Raw genomic sequence first — 18,574 nt, forward strand, 5'->3', positions numbered from 1 at the left:
CAGAAACACTATAATTACAGGTCCTGGCAATTACTTTAAACTGGCCAAACTCTTCTCTAAGGTATCAATTTTGGCAATAGCATCCGCTTCCTTCTGCCGTTCCAGGTCAATTACCTGCTCTGGTGCGTTGGCCACAAAACGCTCATTGGAAAGTTTTTTTCGTACAGACACCAAAAAGCCCTTGATATACTCCAATTCCTCTTCCAACTTCTTTATTTCCGCCCCAATGTCAATGGCTCCTACCATAGGAACAAAGTATTCATTGGACTTCACTCTAAAGGTTAGAGCACCATCCACTGCACTGTCAACATAATCAATAGCCGATAAATTGGTGAGCTTGGCAATTACCACGTCCCAATCGCTGGAAATATCCCCGTCATTTAATATCGCCAATTGTAGCGCATCTTTCATAGGAATATTCTTTTCTTTTCTAATGGTCCGTATTCCGGCAATAACCTCCGTAGCAAAATTAAAGCCTTCTATCAGGTCCTCGTTTACAGGCTGTGCGCTTGGCCATTTTGCAATGACCAAGGCCTCTTCCGGGGTACGTTCGGCAATGTGCTGCCAAACCTCCTCCGTAAGAAAGGGCATAAACGGATGCAATAGTTTTAGGTTTTCTTCAAAAATATGGATTACGGCATCAAATGTAATCCGATCTATAGGCTGCTGGTAAGCTGGTTTAATAATTTCCAACAACCAAGAACTATAATCGTCCCAAACTAACTTATAAATAGCCATTAAAGCATCGGAGATACGGTACTTACTGAAATGGTCCTCTATCTCTTCAAGAGTTTTATTGAATTTGGAAGTATACCATTCAATACCCAACTTGGACGCCTCTGGTTGCGGCAGATCTGCCACTTCCCAACCTTTTACCAAACGGAAACCGTTCCATATCTTATTGGCGAAGTTTTTCCCCTGTTGGCACAAGGCCTCATCGAACATTAGATCGTTACCTGCTGCGGAACTCAATAAAAGTCCCACACGAACACCATCTGCCCCGTAATCTTCTATCAATTGTAACGCATCGGGCGAATTTCCGAGCGACTTGGACATCTTTCGTCTTTGCTTATCGCGCACCAAACCAGTAAGATATACGTTCTCGAAAGGCCTTTCATTTCGGTATTCATAGCCCGAAATAATCATTCTGGCCACCCAAAAGAACAAAATATCCGGCCCGGTTACCAAATCATTGGTAGGGTAGTAATACTCTATTTCCTTATTATCGGGCTCCAAAATCCCGTTAAAAACACTTATAGGCCATAACCAAGAAGAAAACCAGGTATCCAGGGCATCTGCATCCTGTTTTAGCTCCTTCAATGTTAAATTGGAATTCCCGGATTTTTTCCTGGCCAGATCCAAAGCCCCTTCCTTGGATTCGGCCACCACAAAATCATCCTGTCCGTCTCCAAAATAATAGGCCGGGATTTGTTGTCCCCACCACAATTGTCGCGAAATGTTCCAGTCGCGGATATTTTCCATCCAATGGCGATAGGTATTTTCGAATTTTTTAGGAAAAAGCTTAATATCATCATCTTCCAAAACCGCTTTTATAGCAGGTTTGGCCAGTTTTTCCATACTTAAGAACCACTGATCGGACAATCTTGGCTCAATGACCGCTTTAGTTCTTTCCGATGTACCAATTTTATTAATATGCTGTTCTGTCTTTACCAAATAGCCTTTTTCTTCCAATTCTTTAGAAATGGCCTTACGCACCACAAAACGGTCCTTACCCTCATAATGCAGTCCGAAACTATTTAAACTGGCATCCTCATTAAAGATATCTATAGTCTCCAAATTGTGTTTCTCGCCTAGGGCCTTGTCATTGATATCGTGCGCCGGGGTCACTTTAAGACAACCCGTTCCAAATTCAACATCAACATATTCATCCTCTATTATAGGTATGACCCTATTGCATATGGGCACTACGGCATTTTTACCTCGTAAATGGGCATAACGTCCATCATTGGGGTTGATACAGATAGCAGTATCCCCTAAAATGGTCTCAGGCCTAGTCGTAGCAATGGTAACGGTCTCCTCCGAACCTTCTATTTTATAGGCCAAATAATACAACAAGCCTTGTCTCTCCTCATATACAACTTCTTCATCAGATAGGGTAGTTTTTGCCTCAGGGTCCCAGTTTACCATACGATAGCCCCGGTATATGAGCCCTTTATTATAAAGATCCACAAAAACCTTGATAACGGAGGCGGACATATTGTCATCCATAGTAAACTTGGTACGCTCCCAATCGCAGGAACAGCCCAATTTCTTCAACTGTTCCAAGATGACGCCTCCATATTCATGGGTCCAATCCCAAGCATGCTTCAAAAACTCTTCACGGGTAATATCCTTTTTATCTATCCCCTGTTCCTTTAGCTTGGCAACCACTTTGGCCTCCGTAGCTATGGAAGCGTGATCGGTACCGGGAACCCAGCAGGCATTTTTCCCCATTAATCGGGCCCTACGGATCAAAACGTCCTGTATGGTATTGTTCAACATGTGCCCCATATGCAATACACCGGTAACATTGGGTGGTGGTATAACTATGGTATATGGCTCCCTATCATCTGGTGTGGAATGAAAATAATTATGTTTGGTCCAATACTCGTACCATTGGCCCTCTACTCTTTGAGGCTCATATTTTGAAGGAATTTCCATTATTTGGAACAGTTTTTGCTAGCCCTATACGGACGATTACTAAATGAGTGCAATATTAAGGTTAAACTTGAAGTCATTCTAAGGTTTTTGACCATTTTGAAATACGAAACAAAAATAAGTAACGTTATTACATAACAAAAGAATTTTGGAGGTTCATTAAAAACATTTACTTTTGAAATTCACCAAAAACTAAAAATATGAAAAAAATAGTACTAGTTCTATTTGTTGGTCTCTTAGGTTTTGGCCTAACCGCTCAAGAAAATGTAGCGAAAATCAAATTCGAAACAGAAACCGTTGATTATGGTGAAATCGCTAAAGGAAGCGATGGTGTAAGGATATTTGAATTTACAAATACCGGGGACGCCCCACTTGTTATAAGTAAAGTTAGCTCTAGTTGTGGATGTACCATACCAAAAAAACCGGAAGCTCCGATCTTACCTGGTAAAACTGGCCAGATTCAAGTTAAATACGACACTAACAGAGTTGGACCAATTGCAAAGGCGATTACTGTAATTTCCAACGCCGACACCCCAACAAAGGTGTTAAAAATTAAAGGAAAGGTATTACCGGCGGAAGGCAAGTAAATACTACTCATAAATGCACAAGCTTGTTAAGTATCCAATTCGGTATTTAACAAGCTTTCTTTTTTAAGGATCCCTATTTTTTTTTAGAACCCAAGGCACATTACCAGGTCTTACACCCCCTATAACAGTATCCGTTCCGCAAAAAAACTGCGCCCCTCTTCTGGTTAAGGCCTCTTATTTGAACATTTCCTTTAGCTCATAGGTAATTAACATATCTTTTTGGTAACGTTCTATAAGCACCTTCACCCTCTTTCCTTCCTTTTCATTGAGCATGTGCAGGATTTGTTGAAGCTTATATTGGTGTACCTTTTTACCATTTACAGCAAGAATAATGTCTCCTTCCTGCAAACCGGCCTTATGCCCCGGACTTCCCGCACGAATACCGGAAACTATAATTTCTGGCACCATGCTTAACCGGGTCATGTTCTCAAAGAGAATTTGCACATCCCCGAAAGACTTCCCACTATCCATCAATACCATTCCTCCTGTATCGGCTATACTCTCGGAAATATAACGCATCCCGTTATGTTGAATATTTATCCCGCTCAAATTAAAATCGAATGGCTGATTAAAAAATGTATTCTTGCGCAAGCTTAGGGTACGTTCGCCATAATTGAATACTAAAGAAAATCTTTTTAGGACTTCTCCTCCCAAACTTCCATTTCTACTCCCAAAAGAGGTAATGGAATTAAAGTACCGTAAATCAGGAAATGCGGCCTTGGCATCCCTTAATTGAAAGCCACCCAAGCTAATTCCGTCTATTTTGGTCCTTTTCCCGTAAATACCACCACTTAACCCTTGGCCCAGAAAATCCTCATAATTGTTCTCGGGCACCCCCAATCCTTTATCCATATCCTCAAAAAGCCATAACGCATCGGAACTACCGGAATCTATTAAAAGTTCCACAGGAATACTGCGTTCGTTCTCCATAAACACATGACCCTGAACATACGCCTTGTTCTGAACAATGCGCAAGGGAACCGTACGGATTTTGGAATTTTTCTTGGGCTTATACAGTTTAGGATCATGAAGCTTTAAAAATTTTGATGAATAATTTATCTCGACCACAAAATCCCTAAAGAGGTCATAACCTATAATTCCATGGACCGGCAAACCCAGTCTGGGAGAAAGGTTCAGCTCCGCATCCATAACGACATAAAGTAGCTGATCACTATTAACAACCTTTCCAATCTTAAAAATATTGGAATCGGAACTCAGGGCATCAATTGGTTCCCCTTCACCAAGGCCTTTGATTACAATTTCCGATACATTGTTGATTTGAATAGAATCCTTATCCGATAAATTAAAAAGAATGGGTTTATTTACCCCAGAATCCAATATAAATGAAAGTTCTGCACCGTTTACCTCTATTGGAATGATAATTAGATTGTTCGCCAATTGAAACTTCACCTTTTGAGATTTTTCTCCAGCCGGTAATTCAAAATTTTGCGACAACAACAAAGCGGGACAGCACCAAATAAGGAAAACCATATGTCTTAAGAAAGCCATCATATTTCCATTTTAAGTAACCTAACCCTCTAATTTACACACAAAACCTGTGACAACAGAATCATTTAACATATTAATATGGAATCAAATACGGATGTTTTATTGTTTTGTCCATATTGATTTCTCATTTTTGCCTAAAATTTTAATCCATATGCCATCAATTTCCCGGAGAGGCGAAACAATGCCGGAATCTCCAATAAGAAAACTTGTCCCTTTTGCCGAAGCTGCCATAAAAAGAGGTATTAAGATCATCCACCTAAATATTGGCCAACCCGATATAAAAACTCCCAAAGTTGCCTTGGATGCTGTTAAGAACAATACCCTGGAGGTCCTGGCATACAGCAGAACAGAAGGTTCAGAAACTTACAGGGAAAAGATCGCCGGATATTATGCAAAGAACAACATTCAAGTTAATGCGGACAATATTATAGTAACCACAGGTGGTTCGGAAGCATTGTCCTTTGCATTGGGGAGCATTGCGGATAATGAAGACGAAATTATTATCCCCGAACCCTTTTATGCCAATTACAACGGATTTGCCAATGCTAGCGGCATAAAGGTAGTTCCGGTTGTTTCCAATATCGAGAATAATTTTGCACTACCTCCCATTGATGAATTTGAAAAACTAATTACACCCAGGACCAAGGCAATACTAATATGCAATCCCGGAAACCCAACAGGTTATCTGTATACAAGGGAAGAAATTAAAAAACTTGCCACAATAGTAAAAGAACACAATCTATTCCTGATCGCCGATGAGGTTTACCGCGAATTTATATATGGAGGCAGGGAGCATTATTCCATTCTTCAGGAAGAAGGCTTGGAAGAACATGCCATTATAATAGACTCGGTTTCCAAAAGATATAGTATGTGCGGGGCCCGAATTGGATATTTGGTCACCAAGAATAAGGAGGTTATAAAGACGGCCCTGAAATTTGCACAAGCCCGACTTTCCCCACCCACCTATGCCCAGATAGCTAGTGAAGCGGCCTTGGACACCCCTCAATCTTACTTTGATGACGTAAAAAAGGAATACGAGGAACGCAGAAACATACTTTTATCGGAATTGAACAAACTGGACGGTGTGGTCGTAGCCCAGCCGCAGGGGGCCTTCTATTGTATTGCCCAACTTCCCATAGACAATGCCGATGTTTTTGCCCAATGGCTACTGGAAGATTTCAATGTGAACGGGGAAACCGTAATGGTAGCACCTGCTGCTGGATTCTATGCAACAAAAGGCTTGGGAACCAACCAGATCAGAATTGCCTATGTTTTGGAAAAGGAAGATCTAAAAAGAGCTGTTCATATTTTAAGGGAGGCCTTAAAGGTATATGCACGTTAATGGATATACAGGAAGACATATCTCTTAAAGAATACAATACTTTTGGAATTGACGCCAAGGCAAAATTCTTTTGTGAAATAAATTCGATCGCCGAACTAAAACAAGCACTGGAACTTAAGGGATATCCCAATTTATTTATACTTGGGGGCGGCAGCAATATGCTCATCACCAAAAATTTGGAAAACCTGGTACTGCATATCAATCTAAAGGGAATTGAGGTAGTTTCAGAAAATAGTGAGGAGGCCATCATAAAGGTCAGTGCCGGTGAAAATTGGCATAATATGGTATTATGGACCTTGGACCGCGATTATGGGGGTTTGGAGAATTTATCCCTCATTCCAGGGAATACGGGTACAGCCCCAATTCAGAACATAGGTGCCTACGGAGTTGAACTAAAGGACACCTTTGTATGTTGCGAGGCTATGGAAATAGCCACCCGAAAACTCAGAACCTTTACTAGGGACGAATGCCAGTTTGGCTATCGCGATTCCTATTTCAAAAATAAAGGCCTTGGAAAATACATTATCACTTCCGTTAGTTTTAAATTGACCAAAAGAAATCACCAGCTACATGTGGACTATGGCGCCATTGTTTCCGAATTGCAGCATAATGGCATTACCAATCCCGGTATTAAGGATGTCTCCAATGCGGTAATTGCGATAAGAAAAAGTAAGCTGCCAGACCCACGGGAATTGGGCAATAGCGGAAGCTTCTTTAAAAACCCGGTCGTAGACAGACCACAATTCGACAACTTCTCCAGGTTGAACCCCACGGCACCTTTTTACAAGGTATCTGAAAATGAGTTTAAGATTCCGGCGGGCTGGCTCATTGAACAATGCGGATATAAGGGAAAGCGCTTTGGTGATGCCGGAGTACACAAAAACCAAGCCTTGGTACTTGTAAATTACGGTAATGCCTCTGGAGCCGATATCATTGAACTGGCCGAAAAAATAATTGAAAGCGTATCACAAAAATTCGGAATTACAATTAGTCCGGAAGTCAATATAATAAAATAACCCCTGACAAAGAATGCCAGGGGCTATACCAAACCAAACTAACCAAAAATTAAATGCACAGTTACCAGCTGTCCATTTATCCAATTAAAACGCTAAGCATAACAATCAATTTTATAATTTAGCGTTTGTGTATATACGATAAAAACCAAGGTGTTGGATGATTGCTTAGCAACTTTTTTTTGAGAACACACTAATTATATGAGCATATTACTGGAAAATCATATTGTTGAGCTTCTACAGGAGCGAAATGACAAGGCCATATCGCTTCTCTATGAACACTACGGCGATACCTTATACGGGGTAGCCTACAAGGTAGTACGCGATGAGGAATTGGCTCAGGATGTTGTTCAGGAAAGTTTCATAAAAATTTGGAAGAAATCGGATTCATACGACCCTACAAAAGCAAAATTGTTCACATGGCTTTTTAGGATTACACGCAATACGGCCATAGACAAATTAAGAAGTGCAAACAACAAATCCGATAAGGAAATCCAAATCGATGTTTCGGACGTATATAAACTAGGAACTGAAGGTATACTCCCTGACTTAATGGACGTTCAGGATAATTTGGATAAGATAGATTCAAAATATCAAATTGTATTGGACGCCCTATTTTTTCAAGGAATGACCCAACAGGAGGCAAGCGAAGAATTGGACATACCGCTAGGCACCATTAAATCCAGATTAAAGATTGGACTTAGGGAGCTAAAGAAAATATATGGGTCTACGATGGTTCTTGCCTGTTTACTAAGTTTAATTATGAATTAAAGCACAACATTGACGAGACTAAGACCTAACCATTAAGCTGACGTTACAGCATAGCCGACCAAATTGTGCTATAAATAATAAAGCCATGAAAGAAAAGATTAGAATATTTTTGGAAACAGACCTACTGGAAAAATATCTATTAGGCACCACTACCCAAGAGGAAGCATTCCAGGTAGAAAGATATATCGCCATGTATCCCGAGGTTAGGAATACCTATATTGAGCTTCAGGAAAACCTTGAAATATTTGCCAAGCTACATGCCTTAAAAACTCCGGAAGGCCTTAAGGAAAGAATTCAAACCAGAATCAAAAAGGAAAATTCCGGACGGTCAAAATTCTTTAGGTATGCCATTGCTGCCAGTTTTGCTGCCCTGATTTTTGCTGGAGCATCCTATTTCTTTTGGAACCAGAATCAAAACTTACAAGAGGAAAATGTTATCGTCAACAATAAGATTCAGAACTTGGAAGAGAATATGCGTTTACAGTTGGAGGATGTTAGAAATCAATTTATTGTACTCAACAACCCTAAAACAAAGAGACTTACGGTAAAAGGCAATAACAAGGCCAAGGAGCTTAAGGCCGTGGCCTATGTTAATCCTGTAAAAAAACTCTCTTATATCAATGTAAGCAAATTGCCAAATCTTCCGGAAAACCAATGCTATCAAATGTGGGCAGAGGTCAACGGACAGATGCTCAACCTTGGAGTAATAGAGGAAGCCAGCAATAGTGAAAAACTAATGGCCCTGCCCTATGGCGAGAATGCCGTTGGTTACATCACCATTGAACCAACTGGAGGTAATTCCAAGCCTACCGTGGAGAATATTGTAGCCAATATCTCCTATTAAACAAAGGACTTAAAGTAATCCTAATCCCTATTGTTAAGGTTATAAATTTCATATCTTTGCATTAAATAATGTAGGGATATGAAATTATTATTTTTAACAATAGGTCTACTAGCACTTGCTTTTGCAGGTATTGCAATAAAAATATGGTCTAAAAAGGATGGTAAATTTGCGGGAACTTGCGCCAGTCAGAGCCCGTTTTTAAACAAGGACGGAGAAGCTTGTGGCTACTGTGGAAAACTCCCCACAGAGCAGGATTGCAGAAAGGATTCCGTTACACAATAGAATCCCCGTTATTATCACCCTTTACAAATTCTCATCTTGGACAAAACCGAAGAACCACTTCCCAATCTTATTGAAAAAGCCAAATTAGGCAATCAAATGGCCTTCAGTGCGCTATTAAATAACTTTTGGAACGACGTATACGGCTTTCAATTGATCAGGACCAGGAACGAGAACGATGCCGAAGACATTACCATCCAGACATTTTCCAAGGCTTTTGACAAGATACAAACCTTTAATGAGGACTATGAATTTAAGACATGGCTGATCGCCATCTCCAAAAATTTGCACATCGACCTTATCCGCAAAAGCAAAAGAAACGTGCTACAAGGCAACCAAGAAGGTAGTAGCGAAGCTATAAAGAAGGTTTTGGATGACGCCCCTTCCCCAGAAGACAGTTTAATTACCGAACAAAACTTGGCCGCTTTGCTGGAGTATATAAAAAGGCTTAAACCACACTACCAAGAGGTAATAAATCTTAGGTATTTCCAAGAGCTGCCCTATGCCGAAATTGCCGAAAAATTAGGGGAACCCATCAATAATGTGAAGGTTAAACTTCTGAGGGCAAAAAGGCTTCTGGCAGAAATTATCAAAAATAACAATTAGTACTGTTGGATTGCCCCTTGTTTTTTTTAAGAAACAAACTTCAAATTGGGATACCTACCACAAATGTTGGACACAGGACATTGGAATTGGAACCCTGTAAAAAATCTGGCTCCATAAGCAATGAAAACGCCCCACTTTAAGCGGTTTTACAAATTCTACCCGCCCCATTACCCCCAATCATATATCACACGATTAAATACTATACAGAAATAACCAATCCATTATATTGGCAGTAACGACTTCTATAATTTTGCATTCCCATACTTTGCCTTCATTTGGTATTTTAACTACCTCCCATTTCGTATATTTGCACAAAATCATAGTATGAGTATCGAAACTATAGACAGTGTAATCCCACCAAAAGGCAAACCCAAATGGTTGCGGGTAAAACTTCCTACGGGCAAAAAATACACCCAGTTAAGGGGGTTAGTGGACAAGTACAACCTTCACACCATATGCACCTCGGGCAGTTGCCCTAATATGGGCGAATGCTGGGGGGAAGGCACTGCAACTTTTATGATTTTAGGAAACGTTTGTACCCGTTCCTGCGGATTTTGTGGTGTAAAAACAGGCAGACCAGAAGATGTAGATTGGGCAGAGCCGGAAAAAGTGGCCAGATCCATTAAAATAATGGACATTAAACATGCCGTAATTACTTCTGTGGATCGTGATGACCTAAAAGATATGGGCTCCATTATATGGGCCGAAACCTTGAAGGCCATACGAAGAATGAACCCCACTACGACACTGGAGACATTAATTCCGGATTTTCAGGGTATCCATACCCATTTAGACCGAATCCTTGCCGTTGGGCCGGAAGTAATATCCCACAATATGGAAACTGTAAAACGATTGACAAGGGAGGTTCGCATACAGGCAAAATACGAAAGAAGTCTGGGAGTCCTTTCCTATTTAAAGGAAAACGGCGCCAACCGCACCAAATCGGGAATAATGTTGGGACTGGGAGAAAGGGAGGAAGAGGTAATCCAGACCATGGAGGACCTTAGGGCAGCCAATGTTGATGTGGTCACTATAGGCCAATATCTGCAGCCCTCCAAAAAGCATTTGCCGGTAAAGGAATTTATTTTGCCTGACCAGTTTAAGAAATATGAAGAAATAGGCCTTCAATTAGGTTTTAGGCATGTAGAAAGTGGCGCTTTGGTACGATCATCGTACAAGGCACACAAACATATTAAGTAAGCAGCCCTTACACCCCTTATCTAGAATATCCATCCGAAATTATACGGATAAATTGGCTTGACCCTATTTATGAAACAAATTAATATTGGTATAAACGGCTTTGGTAGAATTGGCCGTACCCTATTTAGACTGCTGAGCGAGCAACCCCACTTAAGAGTGGTGGCCATTAACGATCTGGCAGATGCCCCTACATTGTCACATTTATTGAAATACGACAGTATCCACGGAGTATTTCAAAAAGAAGTATCCCACAGCAACAATCATATAATCGTAGACAACAACAAGGTTGCACTGTTAAACCACAATTCACCAAAAGACATCCCTTGGTCCGAATATAAAGTTGATATTGTTGTTGAGGCCACTGGGAAATTCAAGGTGAGGGACATCTTGGAATACCATATTAAGAATGGAGCAAAAAAGGTTATTCTAAGTGTTCCGCCATCCGAAGATGACATAAAGATGGTGGTATTTGGAATAAACCACGAAACCCTTGTCCCAACAGATGACATAATCTCCAACGCCTCCTGTACCACGAACAATGCCGCACCAATGATAAAGGTTATCCAAGATCTTTGCGGTATAGAGCAGGCTTATATTACCACCATCCATTCCTATACCACAGATCAAAGTCTGCACGACCAGCCCCATAAGGACTTGAGAAGGGCCAGGGCGGCCGCACAATCCATTGTCCCTACCACAACCGGAGCGGCCAAGGCACTGACCAGAATATTTCCGGAACTATCGGATGTTATTGGAGGCTGCGGCATAAGGGTACCTGTTCCAAACGGCTCTTTGACCGACATTACTTTTAATGTAAAAAGACAAACCTCTATTGAAGAAATTAACGATGCTTTTCTAAAAATATCGCAAAAAGAACTTAAAAACATTCTATATTACACAAAAGACCCCATAGTTTCTATTGACATAAACAATACTTATTACTCTTGTACGTTTGATTCTCTGATGACTTCTGTAATCGGTAAAATGGTTAAAATTATAGGATGGTATGATAACGAAACCGGATACAGCAGTAGAATTGTAGATTTAATTGATTATATTACAAGTAAACGATACGTTTGAGACCTAAATTCTTACATATTAATTTGAACAGAAAATTGTGGCTCCTTACGCTTCTATTGTTTTATTGTTTAAATCCTTCCTATACCCAGGAAAGTCAAGCTACCGGACAGGATATAGAATATCATTTTGATAAGGCAAGGGAATTGGGCAACAAGAATAAAATTGAACCTGCCCTCGAGGAATTAAATACCGCAATGGAGATTGCCTTTAAGAACAACGATCAAAAGGCCCTAATAGATACCTATCATAAATTCGCCATTTTATATTTACGACTGCAAAAGGACGAAAGTGCGGAATATTATGCGGACAGGTCCAAATCACTTTTAAAGGATATTTCCTATCCCTATGGTGAGGCTACACATAAATATATAGATGCCATTATTTCCTATAGGGACGGCAAAAATTTTCTGGCCATCTCTATGCTCAACGAGGCAAAACAGATCAACAACGACAGAAATTTACTGAACAATATTCTTTTTGTAGAGGGGATTATTTTCTTAAATCTCGAAAAATACGAAAGTGCTACCAAAAATTTTAATGCCCTGGCCGTAAATACTGACATTTATGAAAAGGACTATCTGGCCGCCAAAGCCCACATTAAATTGGCGGAGATCAACAACAGCACACAAAATTACGAGTAGAGCATTAAAAATGCAGAGAGTGCCTTAAAATTGGCAAAGGCCAACAATTTTTATTCGGAAATACTGGAGGCCAATAGACTACTTACAGAGTCCAATGAAAAACTAGGGCTATTTGAATCTGCACTGGCCTATAATAGGAACATACTACACATTAAGGACTCTATTTTTACCATAGAAAAAAGTTTAGCGGAGACCAAAACGGCAGATAACATCCAGACCAAGTTTATGAAGGATGAGATTGGCCGGCAGGAAGCCAAGATAGAAGAACTTAACCAATCCAAAAATAGAACGGAAATAACGGCTATTTTAACCGCCGCCTTTTTGATTGTAATTTCCATACTGGCCATTTCGTTATACAGAAACAACCAGATCAAGTTAAAGACAAACGACCTGTTACATACCAAGAACAATGAATTGCAGGCCGCAAGGGATGCTGCGGTAATGGCCATGGAGGCCAAAACCAATTTTCTTTCCACGGTAAGCCACGAATTGCGAACACCACTATATGCGGTCACCGGCCTAACACATTTGTTGCTGGAGGAGAACCCTAGTGAAAATCAAAAAGAACATCTAAAATCATTAAAGTTTTCCGGTGACTATTTATTGAATTTCATTAACGACATACTTCAGATCAACAAAATTGATGCCGATAAGCTGGAAGCCCTACAAATAGATTTTAATCTTAAAAAGATACTTTCGGAAGTCATTAATTCCCTACACCAAAGTGCCAAGGCCAACAAAACAAAAATTGTACTGGAGTTTGATGAAGATATTCCGTCACATCTTTTGGGCGACCCCCTTAAGCTTTCCCAAGTTTTTATTAACCTTATTGGTAATGGAATAAAATTCACCAAAGGAGGTCAAGTTACGGTTATTGCCAAGCTTGCCAAAAAAGTGGAAGAGAATCTAACCATTTATTTTGAAATAAAGGATAATGGTATTGGGATTGATAAGGAAAGACAGCTTACCATTTTTGACAGCTTTGAACAGGGCTCTATCCAAATTAATAGGGAATATGGTGGTACAGGCCTAGGTCTGACGATTGTAAAAAGTTTGTTGGGCCTATTTGGCAGTAAAATTGGACTTAAGAGTGAAATAGGCAAAGGAAGTTCCTTTTTCTTTGAATTGGACCTAAAAAGCAAGGATGATCTTATTGATGACATCCCGTTTGAAATTACCGAGGTGGAATACGATTTTGCAGGCCTACATATATTGGTCGTGGAGGATAACAAAATCAACCAAGTGATTACCAAGAAAATGCTGAACAAGAAGGAAATCACCTGTGATATTGCCAATAACGGTCTGGAAGCAGTGGCCATGGTCAGAAAAACAGATTACGACTGTATCCTTATGGATATCCATATGCCCGGAATTAGTGGTGAAGAGGCTACCATAGAAATCAGAAAGTTCAATAGATTGGTACCCATCATAGCCCTTACCGCAATTTCCCTGGATGACAGTTTGGAAAGTTTTTATGCGGCCGGTTGTAACGACGTGGTAACAAAACCTTTTAAACCTGAGGTATTCTATCAAAAAATAGGAGAGAACATCTTTGATGTGAAAAAAAAAATTGAAGCCTAAGATGTAGTAGGGCTTTCGTCCAACAAATCCAATAATACTTCCTCTCCCCCATTCATGAATTTGTGCCTTACCCCTATATAATAAAAATTCTCACCTTTACCCTCCAACCTTACATAATCCTTTTCGGTAGTAAGTACTATCTCCCTGTTATTGAACAAGGCAATCTCCTTTTCTGTAAAAAAATGGTGGTCAGCGTAGGCCAAATGTTCAAACCCAATTCCTTGAGCCTGAAGAAAGCTTACCAACTGCTGTGGATTGGCTATACCAGTGACCAGGGTTACTTTTTTATTTTTAAGCTCGGCCAAGTCCATCTCCCCTGTAGTACCTTTTAATTTAGTTTCATATTCCAAAAAGCTGAAAATTACTTTCTGACTTGGACCAGGCTTCAATTTTTTCTGTATTCTTTGTTGCTCGGCCACACTCAAATTTGATGGACACTTGGTAACCACAATAATATTGGCCCGCTTTGCTTCCCGTTTGCTATCCCTTAAATTACCGGTAGGCAAATACCAATCGTCAACATACAAATTGTCGTAAGAAGTGAGCAACACATATTGATCGCATCTTACCTTTCTATGCTGAAACGCATCATCCAACAATATAACATTTGGCCTAATGGTTTCCTCCAATATGGAAATACCATGTTGCCTGTCCGCATCCACAGCGACAAAGGCATTTGGAAATTTTTTGTAGATCTGATAGGGTTCATCCCCAAGCTCCTCTACCTCCAATCCAGGTTTGGCTAGCACATAGCCTTTGGATTTTCGACCATACCCCCTGCTCAATACCGCAATTTTATCATGTTTTTTTACATGGCCAACCAAAAACTCAATCATTGGGGTTTTACCAGTACCCCCTACACTGAGGTTTCCCACGCAAATGGTTGTGGTATCAAAGGATTTGGAAGTAAACAATCCTATGTCATAGAAATAATTGCGCAGATATACCACTAGGGCGTATATCAATGAAATGGGAAAACCTAATTTTCTAAGTAGCTGCATTAGAACGAAAATATAATATTTTATCTTTGGAAGACCATAAATTTTAAAAATGATCATAAAACAAGTTATAGATATCCTAGAGGAATTGGCGCCGCTGAATTATGCCGAGGATTTTGACAATGTTGGACTCTTGGTAGGCAATGCCAATAATGAGGTAAACGGTATCCTTGTAACTCTGGACACTCTGGAAAATGTGGTTGAGGAAGCCATAGCCAAAAAATGTAACCTTATAGTTAGTTTCCATCCCATTATTTTTGGAGGATTAAAGAAAATAACCGGCTCCGATTACGTGCAAAGGGTGGTAATAAAGGCCATAAAACACGATATAGCCATATACAGTATGCATACTGCCCTGGACAATAGCAATAAGGGGGTGAATGCTAAAATCTGTGAGGTCTTGGGGCTGCAAAACACAAACATTCTAATCCCCCAGAAGGGCACCATTAGAAAATTGACCACCTATGTCCCAAAAGAGAATACCGATGCCCTTAAAACTGCTCTATTCCATGCGGGAGCAGGTAATATTGGCAATTATAGCAATTGCAGTTTTATGGTGGATGGCAGCGGAAGCTACCAAGCCCAGGCAGGAGCCAATCCCTATTTGGGAAAAATAGGGGAAACACATTATGAGGATGAATCCCAGATAAGCGTTACCTATGGCAGGGCGGATGAACAAAAAATTTTGAAGGCCCTTTTTGGCAACCATCCTTATGAAGAGGTTGCCTACGAGATACAAACTTTGGAAAATAAAAACCAAAACATTGGCATGGGTATGGTAGGAAATCTGGAAAAATCCATGGAGGAAACGGAATTTTTTGAATTTTTGAAGGAAAAAATGAATGTTTCCTGCATTAGGCACTCAGATTTTCTTGGTAAAAAAATAAAGAAAGTTGCAGTTTTGGGAGGAAGCGGTTCCTTTGCCATATCGGCCGCAATAGCCGCCAATGCTGATGTTTTTGTAACATCGGATCTAAAATACCATCAATTCTATGAGGCGGAAAGCAAAATACTTTTGGCAGATATTGGGCACTATGAAACAGAGCAGTTTACAAAAAATCTCTTAGTTGATTATCTTACGAAAAAAATTCCTAATTTTGCAGTCTCTTTATCGGAGAGCAAAACAAATCCCATCAAGTATTTTTAAATATGGCAACAAAGACAGAAACAACAGTAGAAGAAAAGTTAAGAGCACTATATGATTTGCAATTAATTGATTCTAGAGTTGATGAGATAAGAAATGTTAGGGGAGAACTTCCTCTAGAAGTAGAAGATTTGGAAGACGAGGTACTTGGCCTTAAAACAAGAATGGACAAGCTTAAAACCGATGTTGAAACCATAAACTACGAAATAAGCGCCAAGAAAAATCTTATTGATGAAGCCAAAGTCTTGATCAAAAAATATGCGGAACAACAAAAGAACGTCCGTAACAGCAGGGAATTTAATTCGTTGACCAAAGAAGTTGAATTTCAAGAACTTGAGATTCAGTTGGCAGAAAAGAACATTAAGGAGTTCAAGGCCCAAATAGAGCAGAAAAAAGAAGTTATAGCCGCTACCAAAGAACGATTGACGGAAAGGGAATCGCACCTTAAACACAAGAAAGGCGAATTGAACGCCATTTTGGCCGAAACGGAAAAGGAAGAAAAGGCACTTTTGAAAAAATCGGAGGAGTACCAATCCCAAATTGAGGAGCGCTTGGTAAAGGCCTATAATAGAATCCGAAGCAATGTAAAAAATGGTTTGGCAGTAGTTCCTATTGAGAGAGGTGCTTCAGGTGGATCTTTCTTTACCATTCCGCCACAAGTACAGGTCGAGATTGCTTCCCGAAAAAAAATCATCAGTGATGAACACAGTGGAAGAATATTGGTAGACCCAGTTTTGGCCGAAGAGGAACAAGAAAAAATGCAAAAGCTTTTTTCTAAACTTTAGAAAAAACCACCCATAAAAAATAAGGGCCATCTTTGAAAGATGGCCCTTATTTTTTATACTTCGTATTTTTCTTTTTCGCTCAACAAGCTGAGGATCTTTTGGTCAACCTCCTCACTTTCCCAAATCTCATTAATATTTGGAATTTGCATTATTTGCTTCATTATTTCTTCCTGTGCATCCCCATTGGCCAAGGCTTCTACATAGGGCTTATTGGAAAAGGTAACCCGTGAATAGGCAGGAATCCATTTGTCCGGATATTTATTGGCAAATCGCTTTTCAATCTTTTTCTGCAATATAAAATTGGGGTCGGCCGTCATACTGCTCATCTCCACAAAATTCCGGTAACTAAGTTCCGCAATGGCATCTGCATTGGGTTTACGCTCTGTTTGATAGGTGCTGAAAATTTGTCCCCAATCGTCCCCATACTTGGCAATGATCTTATTAAGGGCATATATATCCTCAAAGCCAGCATTCATTCCCTGTCCATAAAATGGCACAATGGCGTGGGCCGAATCACCTACCAAAGCCACCTTATCCCAATAGGTCCAAGGGTAGCATTTTATGGTCACCAAGGCACTGGTAGGGTTGTTAAAAAAATCTGTAGTAAGGTCTTCAATAACCGGGGTAACATCTGGAAAATAGGTATTAAAAAAGTCTTTGGCTTCTTCCTTGGAGTTTATATTCTCAAAAGACACTTCCCCTTCAAATGGAAGAAAGAGCGTACAGGTAAAACTACCATCCATATTGGGCATGGCTATGAACATGAACTTCCCCCTGGGCCAAATATGAAAGGAATGCTTGTCCAGCTTATGGGTACCATCCTCATTGGCCGGTATAGTAAGCTCCTTGTAGCCCACATCTATAAACTCCTGAACGTAATTAAATCTGCTTCTACGCTGCATTTTGTGCCTAACTCGGGAAAAGGCCCCATCACAGCCAAAAACTATATCGTATAGATATTCCTTCCACTTCCCTTTCTCCGTAGCACCGGTATATATTTTTCCTTCGGGAAGGTTTACATCCCACACCTTTTCCTCGAACCGAAAAATAACCCCTGCATCTTCGGCCAGATCTATCATTCTACGATTCAATATTCCCCGGGAAATAGACCATATAGCCTCTCCTTCCTTACCATATTTTTGGTAATATTCCGGTTTCCCGGCAACATGAATGGCACGTTTGTCCAAAGGAATGGCGATTTTCTTTACTTCATCCTCAATACCTACCTCCCTCAAGGCCGTCCAACCCCTATTGCTCATGGCTAAATTAATGGATCGGCCGGAAAACTCCACATTTCGGATATCGGGTCTCCGATCGTAAACCGTTATCTGGTGGCCCAACTTCCGAAGGTAAATTGCCAATAGGGATCCTACCAATCCTGAACCGATAATAGCAATTTTTTTAGGAGTTTGTATCATACTAGTTTTAATAGGGAAAAGTAAACGTTAAAGTAATAAATGTAATAAAATAAAGTAACTTGTATAAAAAAGGGCAATAACATCACAAAATGCCCACAATGCCTACATTTGGATACTC

17 protein-coding genes are annotated in these 18,574 nt (G+C 40.1%); 13 read left to right on the top strand and 4 right to left on the bottom strand.

The window, feature by feature from the left end; all coding sequences use genetic code 11:
- Positions 1–30: 30 nt before the first annotated feature.
- Positions 31–2,661, bottom strand: coding sequence for a valine--tRNA ligase (locus tag B9Y87_RS12375; protein WP_085499326.1), 2,631 nt, complete (start codon positions 2,659–2,661; stop codon positions 31–33).
- A 197-nt stretch (positions 2,662–2,858) separates the two neighbouring features.
- Between B9Y87_RS12375 and B9Y87_RS12380 the strand changes: the two genes are divergently transcribed.
- On the top strand, positions 2,859–3,245 hold the full coding sequence (locus tag B9Y87_RS12380; protein ID WP_085499327.1) for a DUF1573 domain-containing protein: 387 nt from the start codon (positions 2,859–2,861) through the stop codon (positions 3,243–3,245).
- 174 nt (positions 3,246–3,419) lie between these two features.
- On the opposite strand, the gene B9Y87_RS12385 is transcribed toward B9Y87_RS12380, so the two are convergent.
- On the bottom strand, positions 3,420–4,757 hold the full coding sequence (locus tag B9Y87_RS12385; RefSeq protein WP_085499328.1) for an aspartyl protease family protein: 1,338 nt from the start codon (positions 4,755–4,757) through the stop codon (positions 3,420–3,422).
- A 148-nt stretch (positions 4,758–4,905) separates the two neighbouring features.
- Here B9Y87_RS12385 and B9Y87_RS12390 point away from each other — a divergent pair, with 148 nt between their 5' ends.
- The 10 genes from B9Y87_RS12390 to B9Y87_RS12430 all read left to right on the top strand — a co-directional run bounded on the left by B9Y87_RS12390 (position 4,906) and on the right by B9Y87_RS12430 (position 14,111).
- Positions 4,906–6,096, top strand: a complete 1,191-nt coding sequence (locus B9Y87_RS12390) for a pyridoxal phosphate-dependent aminotransferase (RefSeq protein WP_085499329.1) — start codon at positions 4,906–4,908, stop codon at positions 6,094–6,096.
- Positions 6,096–7,112 carry a UDP-N-acetylmuramate dehydrogenase gene (gene murB, locus B9Y87_RS12395; RefSeq protein ID WP_085499330.1) on the top strand — a complete coding sequence of 339 codons (1,017 nt, stop codon included), beginning with the start codon at positions 6,096–6,098 and terminating at the stop codon, positions 7,110–7,112. The genes B9Y87_RS12390 and murB overlap by 1 nt, the downstream gene beginning before the upstream one ends.
- 198 nt (positions 7,113–7,310) lie before the next feature.
- Positions 7,311–7,880: an RNA polymerase sigma factor gene (locus B9Y87_RS12400; protein WP_085499331.1), complete on the top strand. Its 570-nt coding sequence runs from the start codon at positions 7,311–7,313 to the stop codon at positions 7,878–7,880.
- A gap of 85 nt (positions 7,881–7,965) precedes the next feature.
- Positions 7,966–8,724, top strand: coding sequence for an anti-sigma factor (locus B9Y87_RS12405; RefSeq protein WP_072863414.1), 759 nt, complete (start codon positions 7,966–7,968; stop codon positions 8,722–8,724).
- A gap of 78 nt (positions 8,725–8,802) precedes the next feature.
- On the top strand, positions 8,803–9,006 hold the full coding sequence (locus B9Y87_RS12410) for a hypothetical protein (protein WP_031444904.1): 204 nt from the start codon (positions 8,803–8,805) through the stop codon (positions 9,004–9,006).
- A gap of 36 nt (positions 9,007–9,042) precedes the next feature.
- Positions 9,043–9,609, top strand: coding sequence for an RNA polymerase sigma factor (locus B9Y87_RS12415; RefSeq protein WP_139827221.1), 567 nt, complete (start codon positions 9,043–9,045; stop codon positions 9,607–9,609).
- Between the two features lie 324 nt (positions 9,610–9,933).
- Positions 9,934–10,809, top strand: coding sequence for a lipoyl synthase (gene lipA / locus B9Y87_RS12420; RefSeq protein ID WP_085499332.1), 876 nt, complete (start codon positions 9,934–9,936; stop codon positions 10,807–10,809).
- 69 nt (positions 10,810–10,878) lie between these two features.
- Positions 10,879–11,889 (top strand): type I glyceraldehyde-3-phosphate dehydrogenase, encoded by a 1,011-nt coding sequence (gene gap, locus B9Y87_RS12425; protein ID WP_085499333.1) that lies wholly within the window; start codon positions 10,879–10,881, stop codon positions 11,887–11,889.
- 23 nt (positions 11,890–11,912) lie between these two features.
- Positions 11,913–12,530, top strand: a complete 618-nt coding sequence (locus B9Y87_RS22170; protein WP_245808700.1) for a hypothetical protein — start codon at positions 11,913–11,915, stop codon at positions 12,528–12,530.
- A 30-nt stretch (positions 12,531–12,560) separates the two neighbouring features.
- A complete protein-coding gene (locus tag B9Y87_RS12430; RefSeq protein ID WP_245808701.1) occupies positions 12,561–14,111 on the top strand; it encodes a response regulator in 1,551 nt (516 codons plus the stop codon).
- Here B9Y87_RS12430 and lpxK read toward each other — a convergent pair.
- Positions 14,108–15,112, bottom strand: coding sequence for a tetraacyldisaccharide 4'-kinase (gene lpxK, locus B9Y87_RS12435; RefSeq protein WP_085499596.1), 1,005 nt, complete (start codon positions 15,110–15,112; stop codon positions 14,108–14,110). The genes B9Y87_RS12430 and lpxK overlap by 4 nt on opposite strands.
- Positions 15,113–15,161: 49 nt before the next feature.
- Between lpxK and B9Y87_RS12440 the strand changes: the two genes are divergently transcribed.
- Both B9Y87_RS12440 and B9Y87_RS12445 read left to right on the top strand, forming a co-directional pair.
- Positions 15,162–16,256, top strand: coding sequence for a Nif3-like dinuclear metal center hexameric protein (locus tag B9Y87_RS12440; protein WP_085499334.1), 1,095 nt, complete (start codon positions 15,162–15,164; stop codon positions 16,254–16,256).
- Positions 16,257–16,258: 2 nt separating this feature from the next.
- Positions 16,259–17,038, top strand: coding sequence for a zinc ribbon domain-containing protein (locus B9Y87_RS12445; protein ID WP_085499335.1), 780 nt, complete (start codon positions 16,259–16,261; stop codon positions 17,036–17,038).
- 53 nt (positions 17,039–17,091) lie between these two features.
- On the opposite strand, the gene B9Y87_RS12450 is transcribed toward B9Y87_RS12445, so the two are convergent.
- The gene (locus tag B9Y87_RS12450; protein ID WP_085499336.1) at positions 17,092–18,456 is read right to left on the bottom strand and encodes an FAD-dependent oxidoreductase; all 1,365 of its coding nucleotides are present in this window, start codon (positions 18,454–18,456) and stop codon (positions 17,092–17,094) included.
- Between the last annotated feature and the right edge of the window lie 118 nt (positions 18,457–18,574).

Source organism: Arenibacter troitsensis, assembly GCF_900177645.1.
Taxonomy (GTDB): domain Bacteria; phylum Bacteroidota; class Bacteroidia; order Flavobacteriales; family Flavobacteriaceae; genus Arenibacter; species Arenibacter troitsensis.

Excerpts from the sequence above, each read along its gene's own strand:
- B9Y87_RS12375 (WP_085499326.1), bottom strand. The coding sequence starts at position 2,661 with ATGGAAATTCCTTCAAAATATGAGCCTCAAAGAGTAGAGGGCCAATGG.
- B9Y87_RS12380 (WP_085499327.1), top strand. The coding sequence starts at position 2,859 with ATGAAAAAAATAGTACTAGTTCTATTTGTTGGTCTCTTAGGTTTTGGC.
- B9Y87_RS12385 (WP_085499328.1), bottom strand. The coding sequence starts at position 4,757 with ATGATGGCTTTCTTAAGACATATGGTTTTCCTTATTTGGTGCTGTCCC.
- B9Y87_RS12390 (WP_085499329.1), top strand. The coding sequence starts at position 4,906 with ATGCCATCAATTTCCCGGAGAGGCGAAACAATGCCGGAATCTCCAATA.
- murB (WP_085499330.1), top strand. The coding sequence starts at position 6,096 with ATGGATATACAGGAAGACATATCTCTTAAAGAATACAATACTTTTGGA.
- B9Y87_RS12400 (WP_085499331.1), top strand. The coding sequence starts at position 7,311 with ATGAGCATATTACTGGAAAATCATATTGTTGAGCTTCTACAGGAGCGA.
- B9Y87_RS12405 (WP_072863414.1), top strand. The coding sequence starts at position 7,966 with ATGAAAGAAAAGATTAGAATATTTTTGGAAACAGACCTACTGGAAAAA.
- B9Y87_RS12410 (WP_031444904.1), top strand. The coding sequence starts at position 8,803 with ATGAAATTATTATTTTTAACAATAGGTCTACTAGCACTTGCTTTTGCA.
- lipA (WP_085499332.1), top strand. The coding sequence starts at position 9,934 with ATGAGTATCGAAACTATAGACAGTGTAATCCCACCAAAAGGCAAACCC.
- gap (WP_085499333.1), top strand. The coding sequence starts at position 10,879 with ATGAAACAAATTAATATTGGTATAAACGGCTTTGGTAGAATTGGCCGT.
- lpxK (WP_085499596.1), bottom strand. The coding sequence starts at position 15,112 with ATGCAGCTACTTAGAAAATTAGGTTTTCCCATTTCATTGATATACGCC.
- B9Y87_RS12440 (WP_085499334.1), top strand. The coding sequence starts at position 15,162 with ATGATCATAAAACAAGTTATAGATATCCTAGAGGAATTGGCGCCGCTG.
- B9Y87_RS12445 (WP_085499335.1), top strand. The coding sequence starts at position 16,259 with ATGGCAACAAAGACAGAAACAACAGTAGAAGAAAAGTTAAGAGCACTA.
- B9Y87_RS12450 (WP_085499336.1), bottom strand. The coding sequence starts at position 18,456 with ATGATACAAACTCCTAAAAAAATTGCTATTATCGGTTCAGGATTGGTA.